Here is a 24,357-nt window from a genome sequence, read left to right on the forward strand (position 1 = left end):
GACCATTTATTATATTGTATTTTATTATTTTTCATTATTCTTATTCATTATTCTTAATATACTCAATAATAATATAGCAATAATATAGCAATAATATTAACATTAGAAAAGGTTCTCTATTTTTATAAAATTATATTAAACCTGTACAATTAATTAATCATTAAAATAAACAAGTAATATTAATTTATGAAACATATTAAAATTATTAAAATCATTTTTATATTTAGAAATATCAATTTCATTGCTAATAATAAGTCTAAAAAATAAATTCATATTCATTAATCAAGAATTCAAATTCAAACAATAATTATAAAAGATTTTTAGTAAAAATAAGGTTAAAAATAGCTAGTTTAAAATAAATCATCATATTTATATAAGAAAAAAGTAAAAAATATAACATATTTAATTTTTCAAATATCTATTAAATATCTATGTTTTTTAATGTTATATTAAATATTATATTATATTTTTTAGTCAATTAATTCAATTAATAATATAATGGGAATATAATGAGATAATATAATAAGATATAATGCTAAATCGATAATATAATATAATTTATATAAATATTACAAAATTATAATAAAGTAATCAAAATATTTTATAATAGAATAATTTTATAATAGAATAATTAAAACATTGCAAATATAGTTAGTCTGATGATAAACTAATTAATAGGAGGAAAAAGATGTCTAAGATTTTTATTTCATGTGCATTACCTTATGCAAATGGACCCTGTCATTTAGGGCACTTAAGATCAACATACATTCCTGCAGATATTTATGCTCGTTATAATAGAATGATTGATAATGAAGTACTACTAGTTGGTGCAACTGATGAACATGGAACACCAATTGCAGTTAAAGCAGATAAAGAAGGTAAAGAACCTATTGAAATAGCTACAAGATATCATAAAATGATTGTAAAGGACTTAAAGTCATGTGACATATCATTCGATAGCTTTACACGTACCACTGATGAAATTCACTATAAAATAGCTCAAAATTTCTTTTTAGATCTATATGGAAAAGATTTAATCTATGAAAAGGAAATAAAACAATTATACTGTGAGAAATGTGAAAAATTCTTACCTGACAGATATGTAGAAGGAACCTGTAAATATTGTAAATCTGAAGGCGCAAGAGGAGATCATTGCGAAAGTTGTGGAAGGCATTTAGATGTGGTGGATTTAATAGATCCGAAATGTTTAACCTGTAATCATACTCCAATAATAAAAGAATCTAATCATTATTTTTTCAGACTTAGTAGCTTCCAAAAGAGTATTGAAGAATATATAGATTCAAATAAAGAAATGCCCGCAAATGTTAAAAATTATGCTAAAAATTGGTTAAAAGAAGGTTTAAATGACTGGATATTAAGTAGAGATATGGATTGGGGTATTCCAATTCCTCTTGAAGGAGTAGAAGGAAAGATAATATATGTTTGGGGAGAAGCATTCCTTGGATACATATCCTCTGCTGTTCAATGGTCAGCTAAGACTGGAAAAGACTGGCAAGAATATTGGAATGATACAGCAATCCATTTTATTGGAAAAGACATAATCTATCACCATGCACTATTTTGGACATCTCTTCTTGAAGGATATGGGTGTAGACTACCAACCAATATTATTGCAGGAGAATATCTCTCACTTGAAGGGAAAAAAATGTCTACAAGTCAAAACTGGGTTATTTGGGTGGAAGATTTTGTTAAAAAATATGATAGTGATTTATTAAGATATTATCTTACAATAAATGCTCCCTTAAGTAAAGATACTGATTTTTCATGGGATGATTTTGGAAGAAGGATTAACGACGAATTAGCTGATGTACTTGGAAATTTCCTACATAGAACATTTACTTTCACAAAAAAATTCTTTGATAATAAAATTCCAGAATATAAAAATCCAAATGATGATGATAGAGCTTTTGAAGTAGCTATTGAAGAGATTCCAAATACCGTGGGAAAATTAATTGAAGAATTTAAATTTAGAGAAGGTTTAGTCGAGATAATAAAAATAGCTAAAAAAGGAAATAAATACTTTAATGATCAAGAACCTTGGAAAGCTGTTAAAGAAGATAATCAAAGAGCAGCTAACTGTTTATATTTGTGTAATCAATTGACTAAAGCATTAGCTATATTATTAAAACCTTATATCCCAAATAAAGCTGAAAAAATTGCTAATATATTAAATATACCAATAGATACAAAATGGAATGACTCAAAAATTCCTCTTGAAGTTAATCATGCGATAAATAAACCAAAACCATTATTTAAAAAAATAGATGAAGATATCCTAGAAAAAGAAAAAGAAAACTTATATAAAAATTTAGAAAGTGAAGAAAAAAATCTAGAAAACAAAGAAGAAAAAGGGGGCGAAGAAATGAATGAACAGATTACTATTGATGATTTCGGAAAAATGGATATGAGAATAGGTGAAATATTAGAAGCTGAAAAAATAAAAGGTTCTAATAAATTATTAAAGTTACAAGTAAATATAAAAGAAAAACAAATCCAAGTTGTAGCTGGAATTGGAACTAAATATTCACCTGAAGAATTAATAAATAAAAAAGTAGTTGTTTTAGTCAATTTACCTCCTGCAAAATTATTCGGAGTAAAATCTGAAGGTATGATACTGGCAAGTGATAGTTCTACTTTATTAGCTTGTGAAGAAGGCGAAGTAGGAGAAAACATAAGATAACATAGAAATAACATGAAAAGTAATAATATTTCAATATAACATAGAATACAAATATAATATGAAATATAAAAATAGAATATAAGCTATAATAGAATATAAATTATAATCAATAGAATATAGACTATAAATATTGAAATATGAACTATAAACAGTAAAATATAAAAATTAAAATCCTATTATATCTAACACACTTCAATAAAAATGAAATTGGCGTTATTCTTGAATTATTGTAAGTGTTAAGTCCTCACGGTGATTAAATGGATGAATCAATTCTTATTAGTAAAGCTGAAAAATATTTAAATGAGGTTCAAAATGAAAAAATAAGTTTGGAAAAAATTTCCAAACTAGAATCATTTAAATCAGTTTACTCTATACTTACAAAAAGATTGAGCAATTTGCAAGAAATGAGAGAAGATATGGATTTAAAAGGCTATACTGCCCCATATCGATCTTTGAATAAGTATGGATCAACTAGTTCAGGAGATATTGCCTTTGAAGAAATGAGCGAAGTAAATAGGCACGGTCAATACTTTAGAATGAAGGCAACAGCTAAAAAAAACGTATTAGATCGGGTTAAATCTGCAATTGATGCTCATAAAATAGCTATAGGGCATTTAGAAGAATTTGGAATCTTTAAATGTGAATCTTGTTCTAAATCATATAAACCCTCAGCATTCATAGAACTATCTAAAAAAAAATCAGCAAATAATAGAAATATTGAAAATATTGAAAACAAGGAAAATATATCAAAATTAGAAGAAAAAGAAGAATGTTCATGTGGCTGTAATGATTTTAAATTCGAAATTAATAAAACGGGAGTTTATAGATTAGAAATCATTCCTTACTTGCCATTATCTGGAAATTATATGGTTTTAATGTCTGAAATGACAAGTTGGGGAAGAGAATCCTTTAAAAAAGTTTTAAGTATATTGAAACAAGAAAGAAAAGGTGTAGTGAAAACCGTTTCAGCAGTTATAAAATTTAAAGAAAATGACAGATGGATAAGGAAAAGAGTTTCACTAGATTCTGAATATGTCAATAGCTATGAAGAAGAAATAAGAAAAGAATATGGTAAAAATGTAAGAATTGAATTTCTGCAATTTCATAGAACTAAACCAACTATAATCAATGATAAACATGCTAGAACTGCACTAGCTATTGGATATGCTAAATATGCAGAAAATATTGTTCAAAACAATAAAGAATCCATATTAAAAGATAAGATTAGTAATATTTACAAATTAGCTAAATACGATGAAATTGTGAGAGATGTAAAACTACAAAGACCTAAATTCGTTGTTGGGGAAGATTCACTAGAAGAATGGAGAAGATTTGAAACTGAAAATAGATTAAAAACTGTTGGATTAATGAGTAAAAGAGAAAATCTAGATCCTCAATTAAAACAAGATATCCATAAAAGAAAAAATGTTGAAAAAAGAGTATTTTCAGAAGTAGCTTCAACATTAATACTATGGGATATTTTTAAATATTACTTAACAACTTCACAAGACAGACGAAAAAGATATGGAGGTCCTTTCCCATATCTCCGTAGTGATATTGATAGAAAACAAAGAAGAATATTTGAAAATATAAACAAAGAAGTTGTTAATATCTTAAAAAATAATGAAAATGAAAAAATAATTGAATTAAATAATATGGATTTATTACTGAATAAAAAATTTAATTTAGAAAAGAAAATAAAAGGATCCAATATAAAAATTGATTATGTTTCACTTGGAGCAGCTATTATAAGCTCAAATTGTAATATTCCAGTTTCTTTATCTTCAAAAACATTCAATGTTACTGAAAAAAGTGTTGAAAATGGAATAAAAAACATTGATACTTTTAAAAAGCCAAAAAGCAATAAATCTAAAAAATTCTTAGAAATGATAAAGAAATAAACTTAGAAATAAAAAAGAAATGAAAAAGAAATAAGCTTAGAAATAAAGAAGAAGTAAATAATATATTTATAGATTAAAATGCTAGATAAAGATAAAAATAAAAAAGAGGCAGAAACAATCCATATTAGCTCTCAACTAAGTTCAAAAATGATTGTTAATCTGATGGATGAATATCCTAACTTAAAAAGAATTACATGTCCTCCTAGCATATATAAAAGAATTTCAAAAAAATATTTAGAAGCTTTAGAAGAATTAGAAATAGAAGTAGAAATTAAGCATAATTGGACCACTAGAATAAAATATAGTGATGAAAAAAAAGAAGAAGTCATCAAATTAATAAAAAGTGGTAAAACTCCAACTGAAGTAGCAGAATACCTAAATTTACCTGTAAAAACTATATATTATATGAAAAATAGTTATGATAAAGAGAAATTCAAGTTAAAAAGAGGTAAAAAGAATAAATATAATGATGCTACAAGAACAAGAATAAAAAATTTAGCTAAGTCAGGAGTTCCAGTTAAAAAAATTGCAAAAAAAGAAAATATTCCTCTTAGAACTGTTTATCATATAATAAAAAATAGTTAAGATTAATAATAAGTTTATATTAAATAAAATAATAGTATATTAAATAAAATAAATATATATTAAATAATAAACAGTTATATTAAAAATAAGATAAAATTATAGAAATAAGAACTATAATAAAAGTATAGAAATAAGAACTATAATAAAACTATAAAATAGAGATTATAGAAATAAAATACATATAAACAATAAAATAAAGGTGAAAAATTGATAAATCTACTTACTACAAATCCTGAAATTACAATTGTCCTAGTTTCAGCTATCTGTGGTATTTTAGGGTTTTTTGTAACTAGGTTCACAATGCCTAGACTAATAAGAAAGCTTGAAAAAGCAAATATCATAGGGAAAGATATTCATAAAACTGCTAAGCCAATAGTGGCTGAAATGGGTGGAATAGGGATCTTATTTGGATTTATAATAGGTATATTTGCTGGAATATATTTACATCCAATTATAACTTTTCAACTGACAGTTGTTTTAGTAGTTATACTCCTTGTTGGGATTATAGGTATGGTAGATGATTTATTAACATTATCCTCAAAAGAAAAATTTATTTTACTATTTCTTGCAGGTATTCCTTTGATATGGATTGCACCTCCAAATGTTGGATTGTTATACATAATTTTAATCCCTATAGCTGTTTCAATAGTAGCTAATCTTACAAATATGTTAGCAGGTTTAAATGGAATTGAATCAGGTCTTGGAGTAATAGCTATGACCTCATTAACCATATCTTGTATAATATTAGGCAAATATGATGTAGCTATTATAAGTATGAGTATGTTAGGAGCATTAATTGCATTTTTACTTTATAATAAATATCCTTCACGAGTATTTCCAGGAGATACTGGGACTTTAATTATTGGAGCAGCAATAGCAGCAATAGCTTTTATTGGTAGGATGAAATTAATCGCATTTATTGTTCTTTTTCCAAATATACTTGATGCAGCTATGAAATTTTATAGTGCAGGAGTCATGGAAAGACAACAACACAGACCAACAGAAGTTAATAATGATGGTAAGCTGATAATTCCTGATCAAGGCTTTAAATCATTAATTAGATTAGTTCTTAGAAAACCGATTAGTGAAAAAGAAGCTGTGAGAATAATTTGGGGAATCGGAATTTTATTTGGAATACTTGGAATTATAGTGGCAATAATACTTCCAGATATAATTGGAAATACCACTCTAGCTCAATTCATTAAATACAAAGATATTTTATATTATTTATTTAATTAAAGTATCATAAATATTCAATATTATTATAATTATATTTTATAATTATATTTTATATAATAATTAATATTATTAATATAGTAATAATGATTAATAAAAATACTAATATTACTAATATTATTAAATGTTCAGTATTACAATAATACTAAAAATAATATTGAGCATAATAATACTAGATATAACAATAAATATATAAATACTAACTATAATAATATTGGATATAATAATACTAAATATAATAATATTAATTATAATAATAGTAAGTATAATAATACTAACTATAATAATATTAATTATAGTAATGTTAAGTATAATAATACTAATTATATTAATACTAAATATAATAACATCTAAAAACTATAGAATACAACATAAAAACTAGAAAAATTAAATCCATTGAACATTAGCAGTTGTATAAACATGATGATTAGAAAAACAAGGATTATGTAATGCATTAGTTAAGTTAGATGTGTCAAATGCCATAGTAATACTTTTTCTTAAATTAAAATTTATTCTATCTCCTGTTGAAGTCCTATCCCCTTTCAACATTACTGAAGAAGATGATACAAAAGCCTTTATTTGAATACTTGTTCTATTATATCTACTATCATATCCCCTATTAATAGTTTCTATTTTTACTAATTTAACAGAATTAGGATGTGTTAAAACAGAATTATTAATTTTATATTTATTATAAGCACTTTTTTCAAAAACACTTAACCTTCCACCATCTAAACCAGTGGTAGCACCATTTTTAGCTGCTAAAATAGATAAATTTAAATCATATTCTTGAGCTAAAGAGTTAATTAATAATAAAGCTAGAATTATACCAAAACTAATTAAAAAAAGAAACTCAATAGATCCTTGTCCTTTATTTTCGTTTTTAAACACCATTTTATCAATAAATATATTATTCAATAGATTAAGATTAATTTATTACTAAAATATCAATAAATATAGAGTTATATTGTTACAAACATTGTATAATTACAATAAAAACTATTTAATAATTTACAAATTACTAATCATTATAAATTTGAATTACAGTTAAATTATTATTATCTAATGATTTTTTAATTTTATATGAATTTCCAGGATATATTTTAACTTCTTCAATAGGGTCAAGGTTAACATTGACTATTCTAATAGGTATTAAAGCAGAATCAGCTTTTTTGTTTTCTAATTCTAAAACAACTTCATCATAGTTTATTGTTATTCTAAAATCTTTACCCGAAATGTTATCTGGAATATTAATTTCCTTCATATGCCCTAAATTGTTGGAATTAACTTGATTTATAGTATTAGCAATATTATCAATTAATATTCTCCCACCCATATCTTCTTCAATTGTTTTTTGATCTTCTAAAGCGTTTCCAATGAGATTCAAAACAATGATTCCAATTGTCAAAGTTAAAAATATTGAAAATAAAAAATCAATTGTATATACTCCTCTTGAATCCATGTAAAAGTCTTTATTGATTTCCATTAAAAAGGTTTGCTGATTTTTTATTGTAAAAACAAGTCCTCAAAGTTATTTTAAGATAAAAACATTAAATTAATAGAATATATTAAAATTTACTTGAAAAATTTTCAAAAAAAAGACAATTTTACAAGAAAAGAACAAAAATAAAGAAGAATTGAAATAAGAAAACAAAAAGAGAATAAAATAAAAAAATAATAGAAAAATAATAAAAATATAAGAAAAATAATAAAAAAATAATAGAAAAATAATAAAAATATTAGAAAAATATTAAAAATAAGAAATATTTAAAATAAAAATAGATGAAATAGAAATAATAATATAATCAAAAGTACAAAAATAAATATCAGTTGATAATATGTATGAATTATTATTATTTACTGGGGGCATTTATAAATTCAATGAATTTAAAGAATTTATAGATGATTTAGGTGGATTGATAATTGAAATGGAAAGTTTCAAAATTAGTAGAGGAATGTATTTTTTAAGTGAAGAAGTAAAAGTCCTAATACTTGTTCCAATTGGAGAAAAAAAAGAAATAACCCATTTTGCTAAAAAGATTAAAGGATCTATTGAACCAGTACTAATGGAAGAAAAAGAATGTGAAAAAGTAATATTAATATTTGAAATCTATAAAAAGCTAAAAATTAATGAATTAACAAGTATTGAAAATATAATAGATCATTTAATAAATAATACTAACTTTATTGAAATAAAAAACCCAAAAAACGAATTATCATATAACAAATATGAAAAAAATAAAATAGAAGAATCCATAACAAATCTCCAAATAAAAAAAGAAAATTATAAAAAAGAAGAATTTTTAGAAAAGGTTGTTGATTTACTAATTATTATGGAAAAAATGAAGATAATAGAAACAGTAGAAAAAAAAGAAAAGATAGAATCAACTTATTTTAAGATAAAAATTCATAAATAAATAAAAAATAAAAAAGCTAAAAATAAAAGTAAAAGCTCAAAATAGAATTTTATCATTATATAATTTAAGAATGATTAAGAATATACTAAAAAAATAATTAAGAGGACACTAAAAAATAATTGAGAGGATAAAATGAAAATTTTCATACTTAGTTCAGGAGAATACGGATCCAAAATAGTAAATGGAATAGCTACTCATGGTTTTGCATCTAACATTATAGGCATACATGAATTTCCATCTGAAGATGATTTACCAGAGTTTATAGATGATATAAGTAGTTATATACCTGAAAATATTCCTGAATCAGACTTAATAATAGCAGTTGGACTTTATGGAGATATAAACATGGTTATTCCAGAGGTAGTTAAGAAATCAGGAGCTAAATCTGTAATTGCTCCCATTTATCATCCAAAACAATTACCATTAGGACTTCAAAATGAAATAATAAGTGAATTAGATGATAATACAACCATTGTATTTCCTAAACCTTTCTGTGGACTAACTCCAATAGGAGATGAATTTATTGATAAATTTACAGAAGTATTTGGAAGACCTAAGTTTGAAATAGAAACTGATAGTGAATCTGAAGAAACTGATTTAGATAGTAATATTTCTTCTATAAAAGTTATAAGAGGAGCTCCTTGTGGTTCAAGCTGGTTTATAGCTGAAAACTTAAATGGAGTTTCAGTTAAAGATGCTGAATTTGAAGCAAACAATAAACTTCATAATTTTCCTTGTGTTGCTTCAATGGCAACGGATAATGCTACTGGAGACACAATATTACATATTGCAAGTTATAGAACAAAAGAAGCTATTAAAAGGGCTCTTGGTTTCACTTTTAAAGTTCCAATGGTGGATGAAGAAGCTTGTGAAGGATTTGAAGAATGTGAAAATGCCTGTTTAAACTCTTGTCCAAATGTTTTAACCGGTGTTGATACTATTTACTATAATGATGATGGTAAAGCTGTAATAGACCCTGTATCATGTGGAGTATGTGAAATTTGTATTCATGAATGTCCTTATGGAGCTATTGAAGTATATGAAAAAAGAGTTAATATTAAAAAAGATAATGAATAAGACTAATGAATAAATATACTGAATAAATATATTTAATAAAAATCAAATTTTAGTTAATATAATAAAAATTAATACACATGCACTGTTATACAATATTAACAAATACTAACATACAATAGAAATACTGATTATAATACAAGAACTGTTATAAATATTAATACACATACTGATTATACAATAATACAATTATTAATTATAGAATAGATAATACAAATAAAATGCAAGAATAATAAATACAAAGAACAAGAATAACAAAAATAATAAGGATAATAAAAGTAATAAGGATAATAAAAATAATAAAAGTAATAAAAATAATAAGAACAATAAAATACTATTTTCAATACATTAAAATTATTAAAAAATAAGACATTAAAAAACATAGTGTAAATTAATCATGTGATATAATGAAAGGAAAAGTGATTTTCATAGGTGCTGGTCCTGGAGACCCAAAATTATTAACAATTGGTGGATATCAAGCGATTGAAAAAGCAGATATAATTATATATGCAGGTTCATTAGTTAATCCAGAAGTTCTAAATCATAGAAAAAAAACTGCTGAAGTGTACAATAGTGCAACGATTGATTTAAATCAAATAATAGAAATTATTGAAAAAGGAATAGATAACAATAAAGCAATCGCTAGAGTCCATACTGGAGATCCATCAATTTATGGGGCGATTGGTGAACAAATCAGAGAATTGGAAAAAAGAAATATAGAATATGAAATAATTCCAGGAGTTAGTTCTGTCTTTGCAACAGCTGCAGCCCTTGAATCCGAGCTAACACTACCTGAAATATCACAAACAGTGATAATAACTAGACCTGAAGGAAGAACCCCAAAACCTGAAAAAGAAAGTTTAGCTAGCCTAGCAACACATCAAGCAACTATGTGCATATTCCTTGGAGTTGGAATGATTGAAAAAGTTGTAGAAGAACTTAAAAATGGTTTTGATGGTAAAGAAGGTTATAATGAAAACACTCCAATTGCTGTAGTTAAAAAAGCTTCATGGAAAGAACAGTTAATAGTTAAAGGAACTTTATCTGATATTGTAAATAAAGTCAAAAAAGCAAATATTACTAAAACTGCTATGATTGTTGTTGGAGAAGTCCTTGATCCAGGAGACTTTGAAAGTTCAAAGCTATATGATCCTAACTTTAAACACGAATATAGATAATTATATCCATTAATATATTTTTAATACTTTATAGTACTGATTAAATATTTTTATTATTTTTTTATTATTTTTGTTATTCTTGTTCTTTGTATTTATTATTTTTTTATTTTATTCTCTTTTTATTTTTAATATTTCTAATATTTTTTATTATTATATTTTTAATGTTTTTATTATTAATTTTTTAATGTTTTTATTATTTTTAATATTTTTAATATTTTTAATATTTCTAATATTTTTTCTTCTATATTATTTATTTAAATAAAAAACATTAATATTAATAGTTAAAACTCATTTTAAAACTTTCACACCATCAAAAGTTCCCAATATTACTTGATCTACCATCTGAGAGAAAATTCCATTTTCAACGACACCAGGTATTGAATTTAAATCTTTTTCTAATTGTATAGGATTATCAATTTCACGAAAATCAGCATCAACTATAAAATTACCATTATCTGAAATAACAGGACCATCTTTATACTGAGCCATTCTTATTTTAGGATCTGCACCCATATCCTCAAGTGCAGAAAAAACAGGTTTTCTGGATTCTGAGATTATTTCTAATGGCACAGGAAACTTTCCAAGCTTATTAACAATTTTTGAATCATCAGCTATAATAATAAGCTTTTCTGCAGAATAGTCAACAATTTTTTCTAATGTATGAGCTGCACCTCCACCTTTAATTAAATTAAAGTTAGGATCAATTTCATCAGCACCATCAACAGCAATATCAACATCATGCTCTTCTAAAGTAGTTACTGGTATTTTCCATTCTTTTGCTAAAAGGAAAGATTGATATGATGTAGGAATCCCCATTACATCCATTCCCTCTTCTTTCATTCTCATACCCACTTTTTCAATAAAGTAATGAGTAGTAGAACCAGTACCTAAACCAATAATTTGACCATCTTGAATTTCTTCTGCAGCAGCAAACCCTGCTATTTTCTTTAAATTCATATTTAAACACCAAAAATATTAACAATAATACAATTATAATAAAAAATACAATTAAACGGATTAATATACTTATATAATGAAATAATAGATATATAACGAAATAGAGTTACAGTAAATTAATAGAGTTATAATGAATTAATACACTTATTAATACACTTATAAAATATAATACTAAAATTATAAATATACTAGTAAAATTATAAATATATTAATAAAATTATATAGATAATAATAAGACTATGAATATAATAGTAATAATATTATAAAGATAATAATAGTTCTACAAATATAATAATAATGATATAAAGATAATATCAATCCTATAACTATGATAATAGTACTATAAAGATAATAATAATCATAAATGATAATAATAAAAATATAACAAATAATGGCACTACATAAATTGTATAAGAGAATTTTACTAAATAATTTAGATTCAAATTAGTCTAAATACATAATAACAAGCGTTATCATTAAGGATGTAATTTTAAAGTAACTTTAGTAAGGTTAAGCCCTTTAGCACAAACATGCTCCTTTTTTCCTAAATTTTTAAGAATAATACATTTATCCCCATCATTTAAACCATCAGGGAAGCATAAATCATAATAAATACAATTGATATCACAATCAGGAGACTCAAAAGAAATATTCGATCCTTCGAAAACCTTTTTAGAGTCAACAAGAGCGTTTATATCTGCTAATTCTACTTCAACAACACTTACAATTCCAGAATCATGAATTGGACACTTTTGAGTAATATCCTTCACCTTAGTAATGGTATATTTCCTTCCTTTTTCTAATGAATCAACACAGGACGCCTTAAACCTACAACTTTCACATTCTTTTACCTGACCTTCAAATATAAAAGATAGTCCAACTTCTGCTAAATCCTCTCCAATCAAAGTTATCATTTAAATCACTCCTGTTTTTATAGCTAATTTTTTAGCTGCATCTCTTGAAAGTCCTCTATCTCCTAATATTGTATAACGCTCAGGCCTTATCTTATGTGCCATAATAAGAGCTTCAATAATATCATCAGGATCAATTCCTAATTCATATGCATTAGTTGGTGCATTCATATCATGTAATGCATTTTTTATAACTTCCCAGTCCCCACCATGAAGACTCATCATCATTATAGTTCCAACACCACATTGCTCACCATGAAGAGCAGGTTTTTTAGCTATTTTATCTAATGCATGACTAAATTTATGTTCAGATCCACTTGCAGGTCTACTTGATCCAGCTATGCTAATTGCCATCCCACTACTAAATAAAGATTTCACTACTAGCCTAGCACTTTCTTCTAAACCTTTTTTTATAGATTTTGATGACTTCATTATTAATTTTGCAGTCATAAGAGAAAGAGCAGCTGCAGATTCACTATAAGAATCATTTTGAAGCCTGTTAGCTAATTGCCAATCTTTAATAGCTGTATAGTTGGAAACAATATCTGCACAACCTGCAGAAAGAAGACGAAAAGGAGCATTACGAATTATATTAGTATCAGCTATGACACCAATAGGAGCTTGAGCAGTCATAGAAACAGAACCTTTATTATTTTTAATCGATGCTAAAGGAGAAGCAATCCCATCGTGAGAAGCAGCAGTAGGTACAGAAACAAAATAAATGCCTGCATTAGTAGCTGCCATTTTTGCTACATCAATAACTTTACCTCCTCCCACACCAACAATGAGAGAAATATTGTTAAGTTTATCTTCTATTTTTTCTACTGTCTTAGAAGTAGCATCATTGATCTTAGAAAGGTCAACAGCAAAGTCTTCATCCTCAAGACTCTCAATAGCTTTATCAGCCCCAATTTTAAGAGTGTTTGGTCCTGTAACAACAAGAACATCATCATAAAATCTTAAATCTTTACATATACTTCCAGTATTATCAATAACATCAGCACCTATATGAACTTCCCTAGGCATCTGAATTTTTTTGGAATCCATAATTATCTCCTATAATAATATAATATATATTTGCTTCCACTAATAAAATAAGTTTTGATTTTTTAGTAAAAATAATAAATTAAATAGAAAATAATTAAAAATATAACTAGAAATATGTATGAATATAATTATGAATATATCTTGAAATATAACTTAAATATAATTGTAATATTACTTGAAATATAATTAGGAATATAATTATAAATATAATTAGAAATATGTATGAATATGATATGAATATACTTTGAAATATAATTAAAAGTATAATTAAAATATAGTTAGAAATATAATTATATATTAATAAAATAATATGAATATTATAACTATCAGATAAAATATTTAGAATTTATTTGTATATAGTATTAAAATGATACTAATTGATATTATTGATATTTAATTGGATAAGTTAATAATTTTTATGAATACTGTTTTATATTGAATAATGCTGTTTTATATTAAATATTATTTTATACTATGATCTCAATTATATATTATAGTATCCTATTTAACTATTAACTATTCAAATTATTATCAATTTAACTAATAATTAATCAATAATCAACTAACAATAAAACTAATATTAAACTAATATTAAAAATTAATGTTAAATTAATAATGAATTAATAATAAATTAATATTAGACTAATATTAGGCTAATTTTGAAATTAATATCTATTATTTAAAATAAAAATTATATTTTCTTTAAAGAAACTAAAAAATTAAAAAGAAAATAAATATAAAGATAAATGTTAAAAAACCAATGAAAATAATTATTACTAATATTCAGGTGATTAAATGGAAAATTTCAGCCAATGGTATCATAATATCTTAGAAGAAGCATCAATAATTGACTCAAGATATCCAATAAAAGGAATGAGTGTATGGTTACCTAAAGGATTTAAATTAAGAAAACATATTATTGAACCTCTTAAAAAACTATTAGATAAAGATCATGAAGAAGTATTATTCCCACTACTTGTACCTGAAGATGAATTAGCAAAAGAAGGAATACATGTAAAAGGATTTGAAGATGAAGTTTACTGGGTAACACACGGAGGGCAAAAAGAATTAAATAAAAAATTAGCTATACGCCCAACAAGTGAAACAGCAATGTATCCTATGTTTTCTCTTTGGGTAAGATCTCATATTGACCTTCCAATGAAATTTTATCAAGTTGTTAATACATTTAGATATGAAACAAAACATACAAGACCACTTATAAGAGTAAGAGAAATAACAACATTTAAAGAAGCACATACTGTTCATGCAACCAAAGAAGGAGCTGATGAACAAGTGAAAGAAGCTATTAAAATTTATAAAGAATTTTTTGATACTCTTGCTATTCCTTATCTTTTAAGTAAAAGACCAATATGGGACAAATTCCCTGGTGCTGATTATACAATGGCTTTTGATACATTAATGCCTGATGGAAAGACATTACAGATTGGAACAGTCCATAATTTAGGTCAAACATTTGCAAAAACATTTGATATTACCTATGAAACAGCTGAAAGTACACATGATTATGTTTATCAAACATGCTATGGTCTTTCTGATAGAGTAATAGCCTCTGTAATTGGTATACATGGTGATGAAAAAGGACTAAGACTTCCACCACAGATTGCACCTAACCAAGTTACAATAATCCCTATCATATTTAAAAAAGGAGGGGAGGAAGTTTTAAACAAATGTGAAGAAATAAAATCTTCCCTTGAGTCTAGTAACATAAGGACAAGTATGGATAATAGAGATATTCGTCCAGGTAAAAAGTTTTATGAATGGGAATTAAATGGATCACCAATAAGAATAGAACTTGGACCAAGAGACCTTGAAAATAATAAAGCAGTGATTGTTAGAAGAGATAATCTTGAAAAAATTGAAATTGACTTAGAATCCGATTATGTTTCAAAAATTGAAGAAATATTTCAAGAAATATCTGAAAACATGAAAAATCAAGTTTGGGAAAAAATGAATGATTCTATTATTTCAACAGAAAGCTTAAATAATGTAAATGAGTTAATTAAAGATGAAAAAGTTGTTTCATTTACATGGTGTGGAGATGAAGAATGTGGAAAAGTAATAGAGGAAATAACTGAAATTGATATACTTGGAACTCAATCAGAAGATAGTGATTATTGTAAAGATATTGATGGTTCAAAATGTGTCCATTGTGGTAAAGAAGGCAAATATACTGCTTTAATGGCTAAAACTTATTAAAATAATAAAGAATACTTGAAATTATAAAAATAAAATTAATAATAATATTAAGAATACTAGTAATAAAATTACTAATAGCTCTATTAATAATACTATTAATAAGATTGTTAATAAGATTGTTAATAATATTATTTATAAGGTCAATAATATTGATAATAATATTAATAATAACATTAGCAATAATCATATTAATAATAAAAAAATCAATAAGACTAATAAAGAGTAGGTAAAATGGATGAAATATATGCTATCATACCAGTATCAAGATTTTCAAATGCAAAAACAAGATTATCTCCTTTTTTAGAGTTAAAAGAAAGGGAAAAACTTCTTAAAGCTATGCTTAAGGATGTGACAAAAACATTAAAACCAGTAGTTGATGAAATAATTATAATAAGTGCAGATAAAGAAGTATTAGAATATGCAAACAAACTTGAAGTTCTAACCTTAGTAGAAAATGAAGGATTAAACTTAAATACTGCAATTTCTCAAGCTATGGACTGGTGTAGGCATAAAACCAAAAAAGTATTTATTGTTCCATCAGACATCCCTCTCATTTCTAAAACAAACATTGATGCATTAATTGAATCAGCGAAAGCTCTTGATTTCGTGATAGTTCCTTCTAAAGGAGGAGGAACAAACGGTCTTATAATAAAACCATTATCTATTGATATGAAATTTGGAGAATTTAGCTTTAAAAATCATATTAAAGAAGCAAATAAAAATGGATTTGACCCTGTAATATATGATTCATTTTATATGTCTCTTGATGTAAATATAGCAGAAGATCTTGGAGAAATAATGATTCATGGTTCAGGATGTGAAACACAAGGCTATTTAAAAGATTTGAAAATAGGTGTTGAATCTATTCATGGTGCAGAAAGACTAAAAATTACAAGACCTGATTAAATAACTAAATTTGATTAAATAATTAAAATCTAATCAAATAGCTAAACACTAATTAAATGATTAAACCTTAATTAAATAGTTAATCCCTAATTAAATAATTAAACCTTAATTAAATAATTAATCCCTAATTAAATGAATAAACCTTAATTAAATAATTAAACTTTAATTAAATAACTAAAATAAAAATTAAAAAATCTAAAAAAGATGATTAAATGATGGGAATTTCAATAGCAGGACTAGATCCATCAGGAGGAGCAGGAATAATAGCAGATATGAAAACATTTCAAGCTCTTGATATTCATGGAACCTCAGTTATAACAGCATTAACTTCGCAAAATCCAAATAAAGTCTTTTCATTAATGCCAGTAGATACAGAATACATCAAAGAACAATTCGACTCAATATTTGATGGTTACGGAGAATATATTAATTATGGGAAAACAGGAATGTTATATTCTCCAGAAATAATAAAAACTGTAGCTAAGAAAATTAAAGAGTATGATATTAACATTGTAGTCGATCCAGTGATGATTGCAAGTGCTGGAGGACCTCTTTTAAAAGATGAAAAAGAAATAAAAAAATCAAAAGAAATAATCGCAAATGCTCTCAAGAAATACCTTCTTCCAAAGTCTATAATTACAACACCAAACATTGCTGAAGCAGAAATCCTAGCAGGAATGAAGATAGATAATCCTGATGATGCTAAAAAAGCAGCTTATAAAATTGGAAAGATTTCTAATGTTATAATAACAGGAGGGCATCTAAATGGAATCAATACTATTTTTAACAAATCCAATAATGAATTAAAAACCATTAAAAAAGTTCTTATTGAAACAAAAAATACTCATGGTAGTGGATGCACATTTTCAGCTGCTTTAACAAGTTATTTAATAAAAGAAAATAATTTAAATATAACTGATTTAAATATAACTGATTTAGATATAACTAATTTGAATATAACTAATTTAAATACGAATAATTTGAGTATATCCATTGAAAAATCTTTAGATTTTACAGAAATAGCTATAAAAAATGGTGAATATGGAACATTAAAACAAGCAAGGTGTTTTAATCATGAAAAATTTTAAAAATAGTTAATATTTTACAAAGAATATATTTACATTCTATAGACAATATACTATTTTTAAAATATAATACTAAAATAAAATAAATCCTCCTTCAATTATAATAATAGATGCTAAATATAATATAAGGTAGGTAAATATAGAATGTTTTTTAATTTTTAAGAAAACAGAAAAACTACTAAATAATATGTCTAAAAAATATTATAATTGAGGAGGGTTACTATAGAGAATACTCGCTACAATAACATTATAACATATCTTATTCATACTATATAAAATTTACTAAATTATATAAATTCACGGAAAAACTATATTTATGGAAATATTATAAATAATAACAAACATTAAAGTTATCTTATATTAAAATAAATAACATAATAAAAATATCACATATAAAATAAATAGCAAATAAAAATATTCCATATAATAATACACAATAATATTAAAACACATATATTAAAGTAAAAATATCAAAACGAAAAATATAGCTATTTCTCTTCTTCATCATAATACTTTTTTTCCCAATTATTTACAATATCATCTATAGTTGGATAAATACCCTTATACATGTTTAATTTTTTATTTAAACCCATTTTCCATAATAATTGTCTAACAGGAGAGTTTAAATGTGCTAATCTTAGTTCAATTCCTTCCTTAGCTAAAATCCCATGTAAAAGCTCTAAATTTTCAGCTCCTGCCATATCTAAATAGTCAGTGTTGCCCATATCTAAAACCAAAACAGAAATTTCCTTTCTTTCTTTTATTCTTTTTAATATTTCATTATCAATATTTTCAGAATTAAGAAAAACTTGAGCACCATCAATCCTTAGTATGAGAACATTAGAAATAGTTTCAACAGGTTCATGGAATCTTATATCTTTATATAACCTTGTACCTTTTACACGACCTAATTCAACAATATGTGGGTTGTAAATATTATATAATATTCCTAAAACAGAAATTACAACACCAACAACAACACCTTGCAAAATTCCTAAAAATAAAACTCCTCCAGCTGTAACTATAGCATAAATAAACTCTTTTTTACTTATTACATAATATCTTTTTAGTTCTTTCAAATTAAAAATCTTAGTAACAGCTACAATTATAATAGCAGCTAAAATAGTCTCAGGAAGATGACTAAAAAATTCTGTGAAAAATAAGATTACAATAATAACAATTAAAGCAGAAACCAAACTTGAAAAAGGAGATTGTGAACCAGATTCTTCATTGATTGCAGACCTTGAGAAGCTTCCACCAACTGGAAATCCTTGAGCAATACTAGATGAAATATTAGATAATCCCAAAGCAAGAAGTTCTTTGTTACTATCTGCTGAATCATCATCTCTCTTTAAACCTAATATTTTAGTAGTACCCATTCCCTCAACATAACTTAAAATAAAACAAAATCCTGCTAAATAAACGATAAGCCCCAAATCAATGTTAGGTATTTTTGGAATTTCAAACATAGGTAAACCTGCAGGAATATTCCCCACTAAACTAACACCTAACCAACTTAAATCTATAAAAGAAAATAATAATATAGGAACAGCCACAATTATTAAAGCATTAGGGAGTTTAGATAGATATTTCTCACTTAAAAGAAGATAAACAATTGATATTATCCCAATAGCTAATGTAACTATATTAATCTCATAAATATGAGTTCCAATAAAAGCTATTCTGCTAAAAAAGCCTCCAGCCGCACCATCTATACCCATTAATTTAGATAATTGTGTTGCCATTATATAAACAGCAGCACCAGCAGAAAAACCAGTTAAAACACTTCTAGATATTACTCTTGAAATAAATTCCATGTGAAGTATCCAAGCTACAATAGAAAAAATACCTACTAACAACCCTACAAAGGATGCAATAGCCCAAAAATTAGAAGGATTAACAATAGTCATAGTTCCAATAGTAGAACCAACTAAAATAGATAATGCAGATGTTGGACCAATAGAAAGTTGATTAGATGTTCCAAAAATAAAATAAACAAGTAAGGCAGCAAAAGCAGCATAAAGACCTGCTTGAGGAGGTAAACCTGCTAAAGAAGAATAAGCAATAGCTTCTGGAATAGTTATTGCTCCAACTGTTATTCCAGCTATAACATCAAGTCTTAAAAACTTTTTATTATAACTTCTCCCCCATTTAAGAATAGGAAATAGTTCTTTAACTTCTTTTAACATGATATTCCCCATTTTAAAAAAATTTTCTGAATGGAAAACTTTAATGGAAAACCTTAAAATAAATTATTTAATTAAATAATAATATTTTATTAATAAGTAGTTTATAATAAAGTATTTTATAATAAATTAGTTTATTAATTAAGTAATAAATAATTTATGCTAATATATAAATAATGACTATATATTTAATCAATACAAGATATTAAAAAATTTATCAATCACAGATCAAAATATGAATTTAAAAAATAATAAAAAAATAAAGATAAAATAATAAAAAATATAAAAAAATAAATCTAAAAAAGAAGTAGTTAAAAAATTAAAAAGAAAAAAATAATTCTTTTTTTAAAGTTTAAAAAAATTTTAAATATTTTTACAGATTAAATAATAAAAATCTCTTTTAAAGTGCCTGAAAAAATAGTCATAACTCCATTCAATATTATAATTTTATTTTCCGTGCAGATTTAACACTTTTAAATAAACTATTACCTGTAAAAAGAGTTTTAATAGTTAATTTTCCATGTTTTTTAGTATATTTGAATAAAGCTATTCCTTTACTATTAGTTTTAGCTTTTCCAACATATTTTGATTTAACATAAAATTTAACCCATTTAAGTTTCAATGCTTTTCTTTTAAACTTTAATGTAACCTTAATTCTCTTTTTATACAGTTTGCTACTTAAAACCATGGAAATTTTAGCTTTAGATGGTGTTTTTGATATAATATTTGATGTTTTATTATTGTATTCAGAATCACCAGCGAAAACAGATTTAAAGGTCAGTTTCTTTGTAGAATCAATTTTATAATTAAAGGCAGCTATTCCATTAGAATCAGTTTTTTTACTACCAACAAGTTTATTGTTAACATAAAACTTAACTAACTTACCTTTCAAAGCCAAACCATTAGTACCCTTGGTTAACTTAGATTTCAATTTAATAGTTTCACCATAAGTAAATTTACCAGAAACAGCTAAAGTAGAAACCACATTAAACCTATTAACATTAAAACTAGTAGAATTAACAAAATCTTCATAATTAGAATTCTCAAACAAACTAACAATCACATCAAAAGTACCAGCACGAGTAGCTATATAATTTAAATTCCAAAAACCAGCTTCATTAACATGCACTAACTCAGTATGACCATCAACAGTAACATTAACACTATCAATTCCAGTATAATTAGCTAAATGACCACTAATAACAATATTATCACCAACAAAAACACTTGAAGAATCAATAATTATAGTACTATTGGTATCAGCTTTTAAAACATTAAAACTAGTAGAATTAACAAAATTTTCATAATATGGATTTTCAAGTAAGTTAACAATCACAGTAATAATTCCAACATGAGGAGCTTTATAATTAAGACTCCAAACACCATTATAACCTATATTAACCTCATAATCATCACCATCAACAGTAACAATTAATTTATCAGAACCATTACCAAAATAACCATCTAAATGACCACCAATAATAACATTACCACCAACATTCACACTAAAAGGACTAACAACTATATTTGAATTAGTAATATTTTTAAGCACAATAAAACTAGTATTATTTGTAAAACTTGTATAATTCTCATTACCAGAATAATCAACTAATACAAAGATATTTCCTGTAGAATACGTAGTATAATTAAGACTCCAAACACCATTATAACCTATATTAACCTCATAATCATCACCATCAACAGTAACAATTAATGTATCAGAACCATTACCAAAATAGCCATCTAAATGGCCACCAATAATAACATTACCACCAACATTCACACTAAAAGGACTAACAATAATAGTTGAATTAGTTTCAAAAAACTTAGAATCAAAAGTAAAAGCTACAACCTGATCATTTAAAAAAGCATTTAAAACTTGATTACCACCAGATAATATATTAAAATCATGTGTAAATAAATCATCAGTACTAGTATTATAATCAACACCATTAAGAGTACCATTCACGATAAAATAAGGTAAATGCTCAACATTATCATTAACTAGAGTAGTATTCAATACTAAAAATGCAAAAATAACATTATCGCCTGGTTTAAGATTATCCAAACTAGTAAGATTAGTAATATTCAAAATATAATGATTAATAGTATTAATACCAAAAACTTTACCAGTTATATTATTTACTCCCCACCAATTATAATCAAAACGACTATTATAATTAGAACCACCAGTGAAATTCAAACCAAAAGAAGCAATAATACAATTATATTGAACACTGACATTAACACGACAGTTAGAATATAAACCAGTGAAATTCAAACCAGTTCCATCAGCATAAATAGTATTACTATTAATAGTAAAATTAGTTATAGTAATATTTGTAATTGGTATTGACCTAGTATCAAAATATTCGAAATAAAATCCATCACCAGAAGAATTTATAGTATTATTAAAAAAACTAACACCAACAATATTACCTTCAAAAGAATAAACATAAATACCACAAACCCCTCCAGTAATATTGTTTTTGGCGAAGGTAATTTGTGATTTGCTGTTTTCGTATGCAGACAGATACAACCCATAACCTGTACCTGTAATGTTATTGTTATTGAAGGATATATTTGTGTTGTTGCTACTGTATGAAGATAGTTGAACACCATTACCTGATGTTCCTTTGATGTTATTGTTATCAAATGATATATTGGAGTTTTTGCTACTGTATGAAAATAGATGAACACCACCACTAGTTCCTATAATAGTATTGTTAGTGAAAGATATATTGGTGTTACTGTTAATCGCTGCATCTAAAGAAACACCACCATAAGTCCCTATGATTTTGTTGTTGATAAAAGTTAATCGTGAGTTGTTACTGCTAGATATATCAAAAAAAACACCATATCTAGATTCACCTGTAATGTTGTTGTTAATGAAAGATATATTGGTGTTACTACCACTAGCTCCATACAAATAAATACCACCATAGGTTCCTGTGATGTTATTGTTGACCAAGGTTATATTGTTACTACAGCCAGCTCCACGAATACGAACACCATTAGAATCACTGAAACTATTACCTTTTATATTATTACCAATTAAAGAAACAGATATTTGACTATTATCAAGAGCAGAAATATAAATAGCCCCACGATTATAATTAGCAATTGAAGAAACAATAACATTATTTCCAATACTTATTCCTTTTAAATCATTACCAACACTACTTATATCAATACTGATACCATTAGTTGTAATATTATTACCATTAATCGTTAAATCACCATTATTCGATTGTATAGCTGTATCAAAACCAGTGATAGTTAAATTAATAATCTTAACCTTATTTGATGTAATATTAAACAAAATACCCGATCCTGATCCAGATATATTAACATTCTTGTTTTTACCTTGAATAGTAGCATTACGAGTAACATTAATCTGACCCAGAGTATAATTACCATCATCCTCCAAGTTAATAATCAGCTCATTATCAGAATCACTAGTAATAACATTCTGAAACTGCTCAGTAGTATTAGAAGAAGTCAAATTATAAGTACCTGCACTAACACTAGACAAAATAAACAAAAATAAGAAAGTTAATATAAACATAAACGAAATAAAACACTTATATCTAATTATATATCTAAATAAAATATTTTTCACTTTTTTTCACTTCCATTATAAATCGACAATATAAGAAAAATGAACACAATAAGAACATTCACTATGCTACAGATATAATATAAAAATACTCCTATAAAAAGATTACTATCTAAAATAAAAAATAGCTACCCACACCCCCCAGTATTTAAATTAAAATTAAAGGATTAATAAAAATAATCAAAAAGAAAATAAACATAAATAGTAAAATAATTATAAAAATTGAATAAATATTAAAAATAAACTCTATTAACAAAAATAATGAAAAATAAAGACAAAAAATGAAAAATAAAAAGAACATTAAAAACAACTAATACTTTAATAAATAATTAAAACA

General features: G+C 25.1%; 17 protein-coding genes. 10 read left to right on the plus strand and 7 right to left on the minus strand.

The window, feature by feature from the left end:
• Positions 1–688 precede the first annotated feature (688 nt).
• From metG to MBBAR_RS04375, 4 genes are all read left to right on the plus strand, one after another.
• Positions 689–2,701, plus strand: a complete 2,013-nt coding sequence (gene metG, locus MBBAR_RS04360) for a methionine--tRNA ligase (protein ID WP_080460043.1) — start codon at positions 689–691, stop codon at positions 2,699–2,701.
• A gap of 257 nt (positions 2,702–2,958) precedes the next feature.
• Positions 2,959–4,602: a DUF530 domain-containing protein gene (locus MBBAR_RS04365; RefSeq protein ID WP_080460044.1), complete on the plus strand. Its 1,644-nt coding sequence runs from the start codon at positions 2,959–2,961 to the stop codon at positions 4,600–4,602.
• Between the two features lie 78 nt (positions 4,603–4,680).
• Entirely contained in the window at positions 4,681–5,187 is a 507-nt protein-coding gene (locus tag MBBAR_RS04370) for a hypothetical protein (protein ID WP_080460045.1), read from the plus strand.
• Positions 5,188–5,397: 210 nt separating this feature from the next.
• Positions 5,398–6,426, plus strand: a complete 1,029-nt coding sequence (locus tag MBBAR_RS04375; RefSeq protein WP_225370323.1) for an MraY family glycosyltransferase — start codon at positions 5,398–5,400, stop codon at positions 6,424–6,426.
• Positions 6,427–6,810: 384 nt separating this feature from the next.
• Here the strand turns inward: MBBAR_RS04375 and MBBAR_RS04380 are convergent, their stop codons facing one another.
• Together MBBAR_RS04380 and MBBAR_RS04385 are read right to left on the minus strand one after the other, a co-directional pair.
• The gene (locus MBBAR_RS04380) at positions 6,811–7,317 is read right to left on the minus strand and encodes a hypothetical protein (RefSeq protein WP_080460046.1); all 507 of its coding nucleotides are present in this window, start codon (positions 7,315–7,317) and stop codon (positions 6,811–6,813) included.
• A gap of 127 nt (positions 7,318–7,444) precedes the next feature.
• A complete protein-coding gene (locus tag MBBAR_RS04385; RefSeq protein WP_143746133.1) occupies positions 7,445–7,909 on the minus strand; it encodes a hypothetical protein in 465 nt (154 codons plus the stop codon).
• 352 nt (positions 7,910–8,261) lie between these two features.
• Here MBBAR_RS04385 and MBBAR_RS04390 point away from each other — a divergent pair, with 352 nt between their 5' ends.
• From MBBAR_RS04390 to cobM, 3 genes are all read left to right on the plus strand, one after another.
• A complete protein-coding gene (locus tag MBBAR_RS04390) occupies positions 8,262–8,840 on the plus strand; it encodes a methyl-coenzyme M reductase family protein (protein WP_080460048.1) in 579 nt (192 codons plus the stop codon).
• A 132-nt stretch (positions 8,841–8,972) separates the two neighbouring features.
• Positions 8,973–9,917 carry a DUF166 domain-containing protein gene (locus tag MBBAR_RS04395; RefSeq protein WP_080460049.1) on the plus strand — a complete coding sequence of 315 codons (945 nt, stop codon included), beginning with the start codon at positions 8,973–8,975 and terminating at the stop codon, positions 9,915–9,917.
• Positions 9,918–10,321: 404 nt separating this feature from the next.
• A complete protein-coding gene (gene cobM / locus MBBAR_RS04400; protein ID WP_080460050.1) occupies positions 10,322–11,092 on the plus strand; it encodes a precorrin-4 C(11)-methyltransferase in 771 nt (256 codons plus the stop codon).
• A gap of 288 nt (positions 11,093–11,380) precedes the next feature.
• On the opposite strand, the gene rpiA is transcribed toward cobM, so the two are convergent.
• The 3 genes from rpiA to MBBAR_RS04415 all read right to left on the minus strand — a co-directional run bounded on the left by rpiA (position 11,381) and on the right by MBBAR_RS04415 (position 14,007).
• Positions 11,381–12,049 (minus strand): ribose-5-phosphate isomerase RpiA, encoded by a 669-nt coding sequence (gene rpiA, locus MBBAR_RS04405; protein WP_080460051.1) that lies wholly within the window; start codon positions 12,047–12,049, stop codon positions 11,381–11,383.
• Positions 12,050–12,525: 476 nt separating this feature from the next.
• Positions 12,526–12,963, minus strand: coding sequence for a UPF0179 family protein (locus tag MBBAR_RS04410; protein WP_080460052.1), 438 nt, complete (start codon positions 12,961–12,963; stop codon positions 12,526–12,528).
• Positions 12,964–14,007 carry an NAD(P)-dependent glycerol-1-phosphate dehydrogenase gene (locus MBBAR_RS04415; protein WP_080460053.1) on the minus strand — a complete coding sequence of 348 codons (1,044 nt, stop codon included), beginning with the start codon at positions 14,005–14,007 and terminating at the stop codon, positions 12,964–12,966.
• Between the two features lie 795 nt (positions 14,008–14,802).
• On the opposite strand from MBBAR_RS04415, the gene proS reads away from it, so the two are divergent.
• The 3 genes from proS (at position 14,803) to thiD (ending at position 18,218) form a co-directional block, all read left to right on the plus strand.
• Positions 14,803–16,224: a proline--tRNA ligase gene (gene proS, locus MBBAR_RS04420; RefSeq protein ID WP_080460054.1), complete on the plus strand. Its 1,422-nt coding sequence runs from the start codon at positions 14,803–14,805 to the stop codon at positions 16,222–16,224.
• Positions 16,225–16,455: 231 nt separating this feature from the next.
• Positions 16,456–17,130, plus strand: a complete 675-nt coding sequence (cofC, locus tag MBBAR_RS04430) for a 2-phospho-L-lactate guanylyltransferase (RefSeq protein WP_080460056.1) — start codon at positions 16,456–16,458, stop codon at positions 17,128–17,130.
• Between the two features lie 212 nt (positions 17,131–17,342).
• Positions 17,343–18,218 (plus strand): bifunctional hydroxymethylpyrimidine kinase/phosphomethylpyrimidine kinase, encoded by an 876-nt coding sequence (thiD, locus tag MBBAR_RS04435; RefSeq protein ID WP_080460057.1) that lies wholly within the window; start codon positions 17,343–17,345, stop codon positions 18,216–18,218.
• A 485-nt stretch (positions 18,219–18,703) separates the two neighbouring features.
• Here the strand turns inward: thiD and MBBAR_RS04440 are convergent, their stop codons facing one another.
• Positions 18,704–20,404 carry a SulP family inorganic anion transporter gene (locus MBBAR_RS04440; protein ID WP_158082530.1) on the minus strand — a complete coding sequence of 567 codons (1,701 nt, stop codon included), beginning with the start codon at positions 20,402–20,404 and terminating at the stop codon, positions 18,704–18,706.
• A 436-nt stretch (positions 20,405–20,840) separates the two neighbouring features.
• The gene (locus MBBAR_RS04445; protein ID WP_080460059.1) at positions 20,841–23,969 is read right to left on the minus strand and encodes a right-handed parallel beta-helix repeat-containing protein; all 3,129 of its coding nucleotides are present in this window, start codon (positions 23,967–23,969) and stop codon (positions 20,841–20,843) included.
• Positions 23,970–24,357 lie beyond the last annotated feature (388 nt).

This window comes from Methanobrevibacter arboriphilus JCM 13429 = DSM 1125, assembly GCF_002072215.1.
Lineage (GTDB): Archaea > Methanobacteriota > Methanobacteria > Methanobacteriales > Methanobacteriaceae > Methanobinarius > Methanobinarius arboriphilicus.

Coding starts and splice junctions, on each gene's coding strand:
- MBBAR_RS04390 (WP_080460048.1), top strand. CDS start 8,262: ATGTATGAATTATTATTATTTACTGGGGGCATTTATAAATTCAATGAA.
- MBBAR_RS04440 (WP_158082530.1), bottom strand. CDS start 20,404: ATGTTAAAAGAAGTTAAAGAACTATTTCCTATTCTTAAATGGGGGAGA.
- MBBAR_RS04395 (WP_080460049.1), top strand. CDS start 8,973: ATGAAAATTTTCATACTTAGTTCAGGAGAATACGGATCCAAAATAGTA.
- proS (WP_080460054.1), top strand. CDS start 14,803: ATGGAAAATTTCAGCCAATGGTATCATAATATCTTAGAAGAAGCATCA.
- MBBAR_RS04380 (WP_080460046.1), bottom strand. CDS start 7,317: ATGGTGTTTAAAAACGAAAATAAAGGACAAGGATCTATTGAGTTTCTT.
- MBBAR_RS04415 (WP_080460053.1), bottom strand. CDS start 14,007: ATGGATTCCAAAAAAATTCAGATGCCTAGGGAAGTTCATATAGGTGCT.
- MBBAR_RS04370 (WP_080460045.1), top strand. CDS start 4,681: ATGCTAGATAAAGATAAAAATAAAAAAGAGGCAGAAACAATCCATATT.
- cofC (WP_080460056.1), top strand. CDS start 16,456: ATGGATGAAATATATGCTATCATACCAGTATCAAGATTTTCAAATGCA.
- MBBAR_RS04365 (WP_080460044.1), top strand. CDS start 2,959: ATGGATGAATCAATTCTTATTAGTAAAGCTGAAAAATATTTAAATGAG.
- thiD (WP_080460057.1), top strand. CDS start 17,343: ATGATGGGAATTTCAATAGCAGGACTAGATCCATCAGGAGGAGCAGGA.
- cobM (WP_080460050.1), top strand. CDS start 10,322: ATGAAAGGAAAAGTGATTTTCATAGGTGCTGGTCCTGGAGACCCAAAA.
- MBBAR_RS04445 (WP_080460059.1), bottom strand. CDS start 23,969: ATGTTTATATTAACTTTCTTATTTTTGTTTATTTTGTCTAGTGTTAGT.
- MBBAR_RS04385 (WP_143746133.1), bottom strand. CDS start 7,909: ATGGAAATCAATAAAGACTTTTACATGGATTCAAGAGGAGTATATACA.
- metG (WP_080460043.1), top strand. CDS start 689: ATGTCTAAGATTTTTATTTCATGTGCATTACCTTATGCAAATGGACCC.
- MBBAR_RS04410 (WP_080460052.1), bottom strand. CDS start 12,963: ATGATAACTTTGATTGGAGAGGATTTAGCAGAAGTTGGACTATCTTTT.
- rpiA (WP_080460051.1), bottom strand. CDS start 12,049: ATGAATTTAAAGAAAATAGCAGGGTTTGCTGCTGCAGAAGAAATTCAA.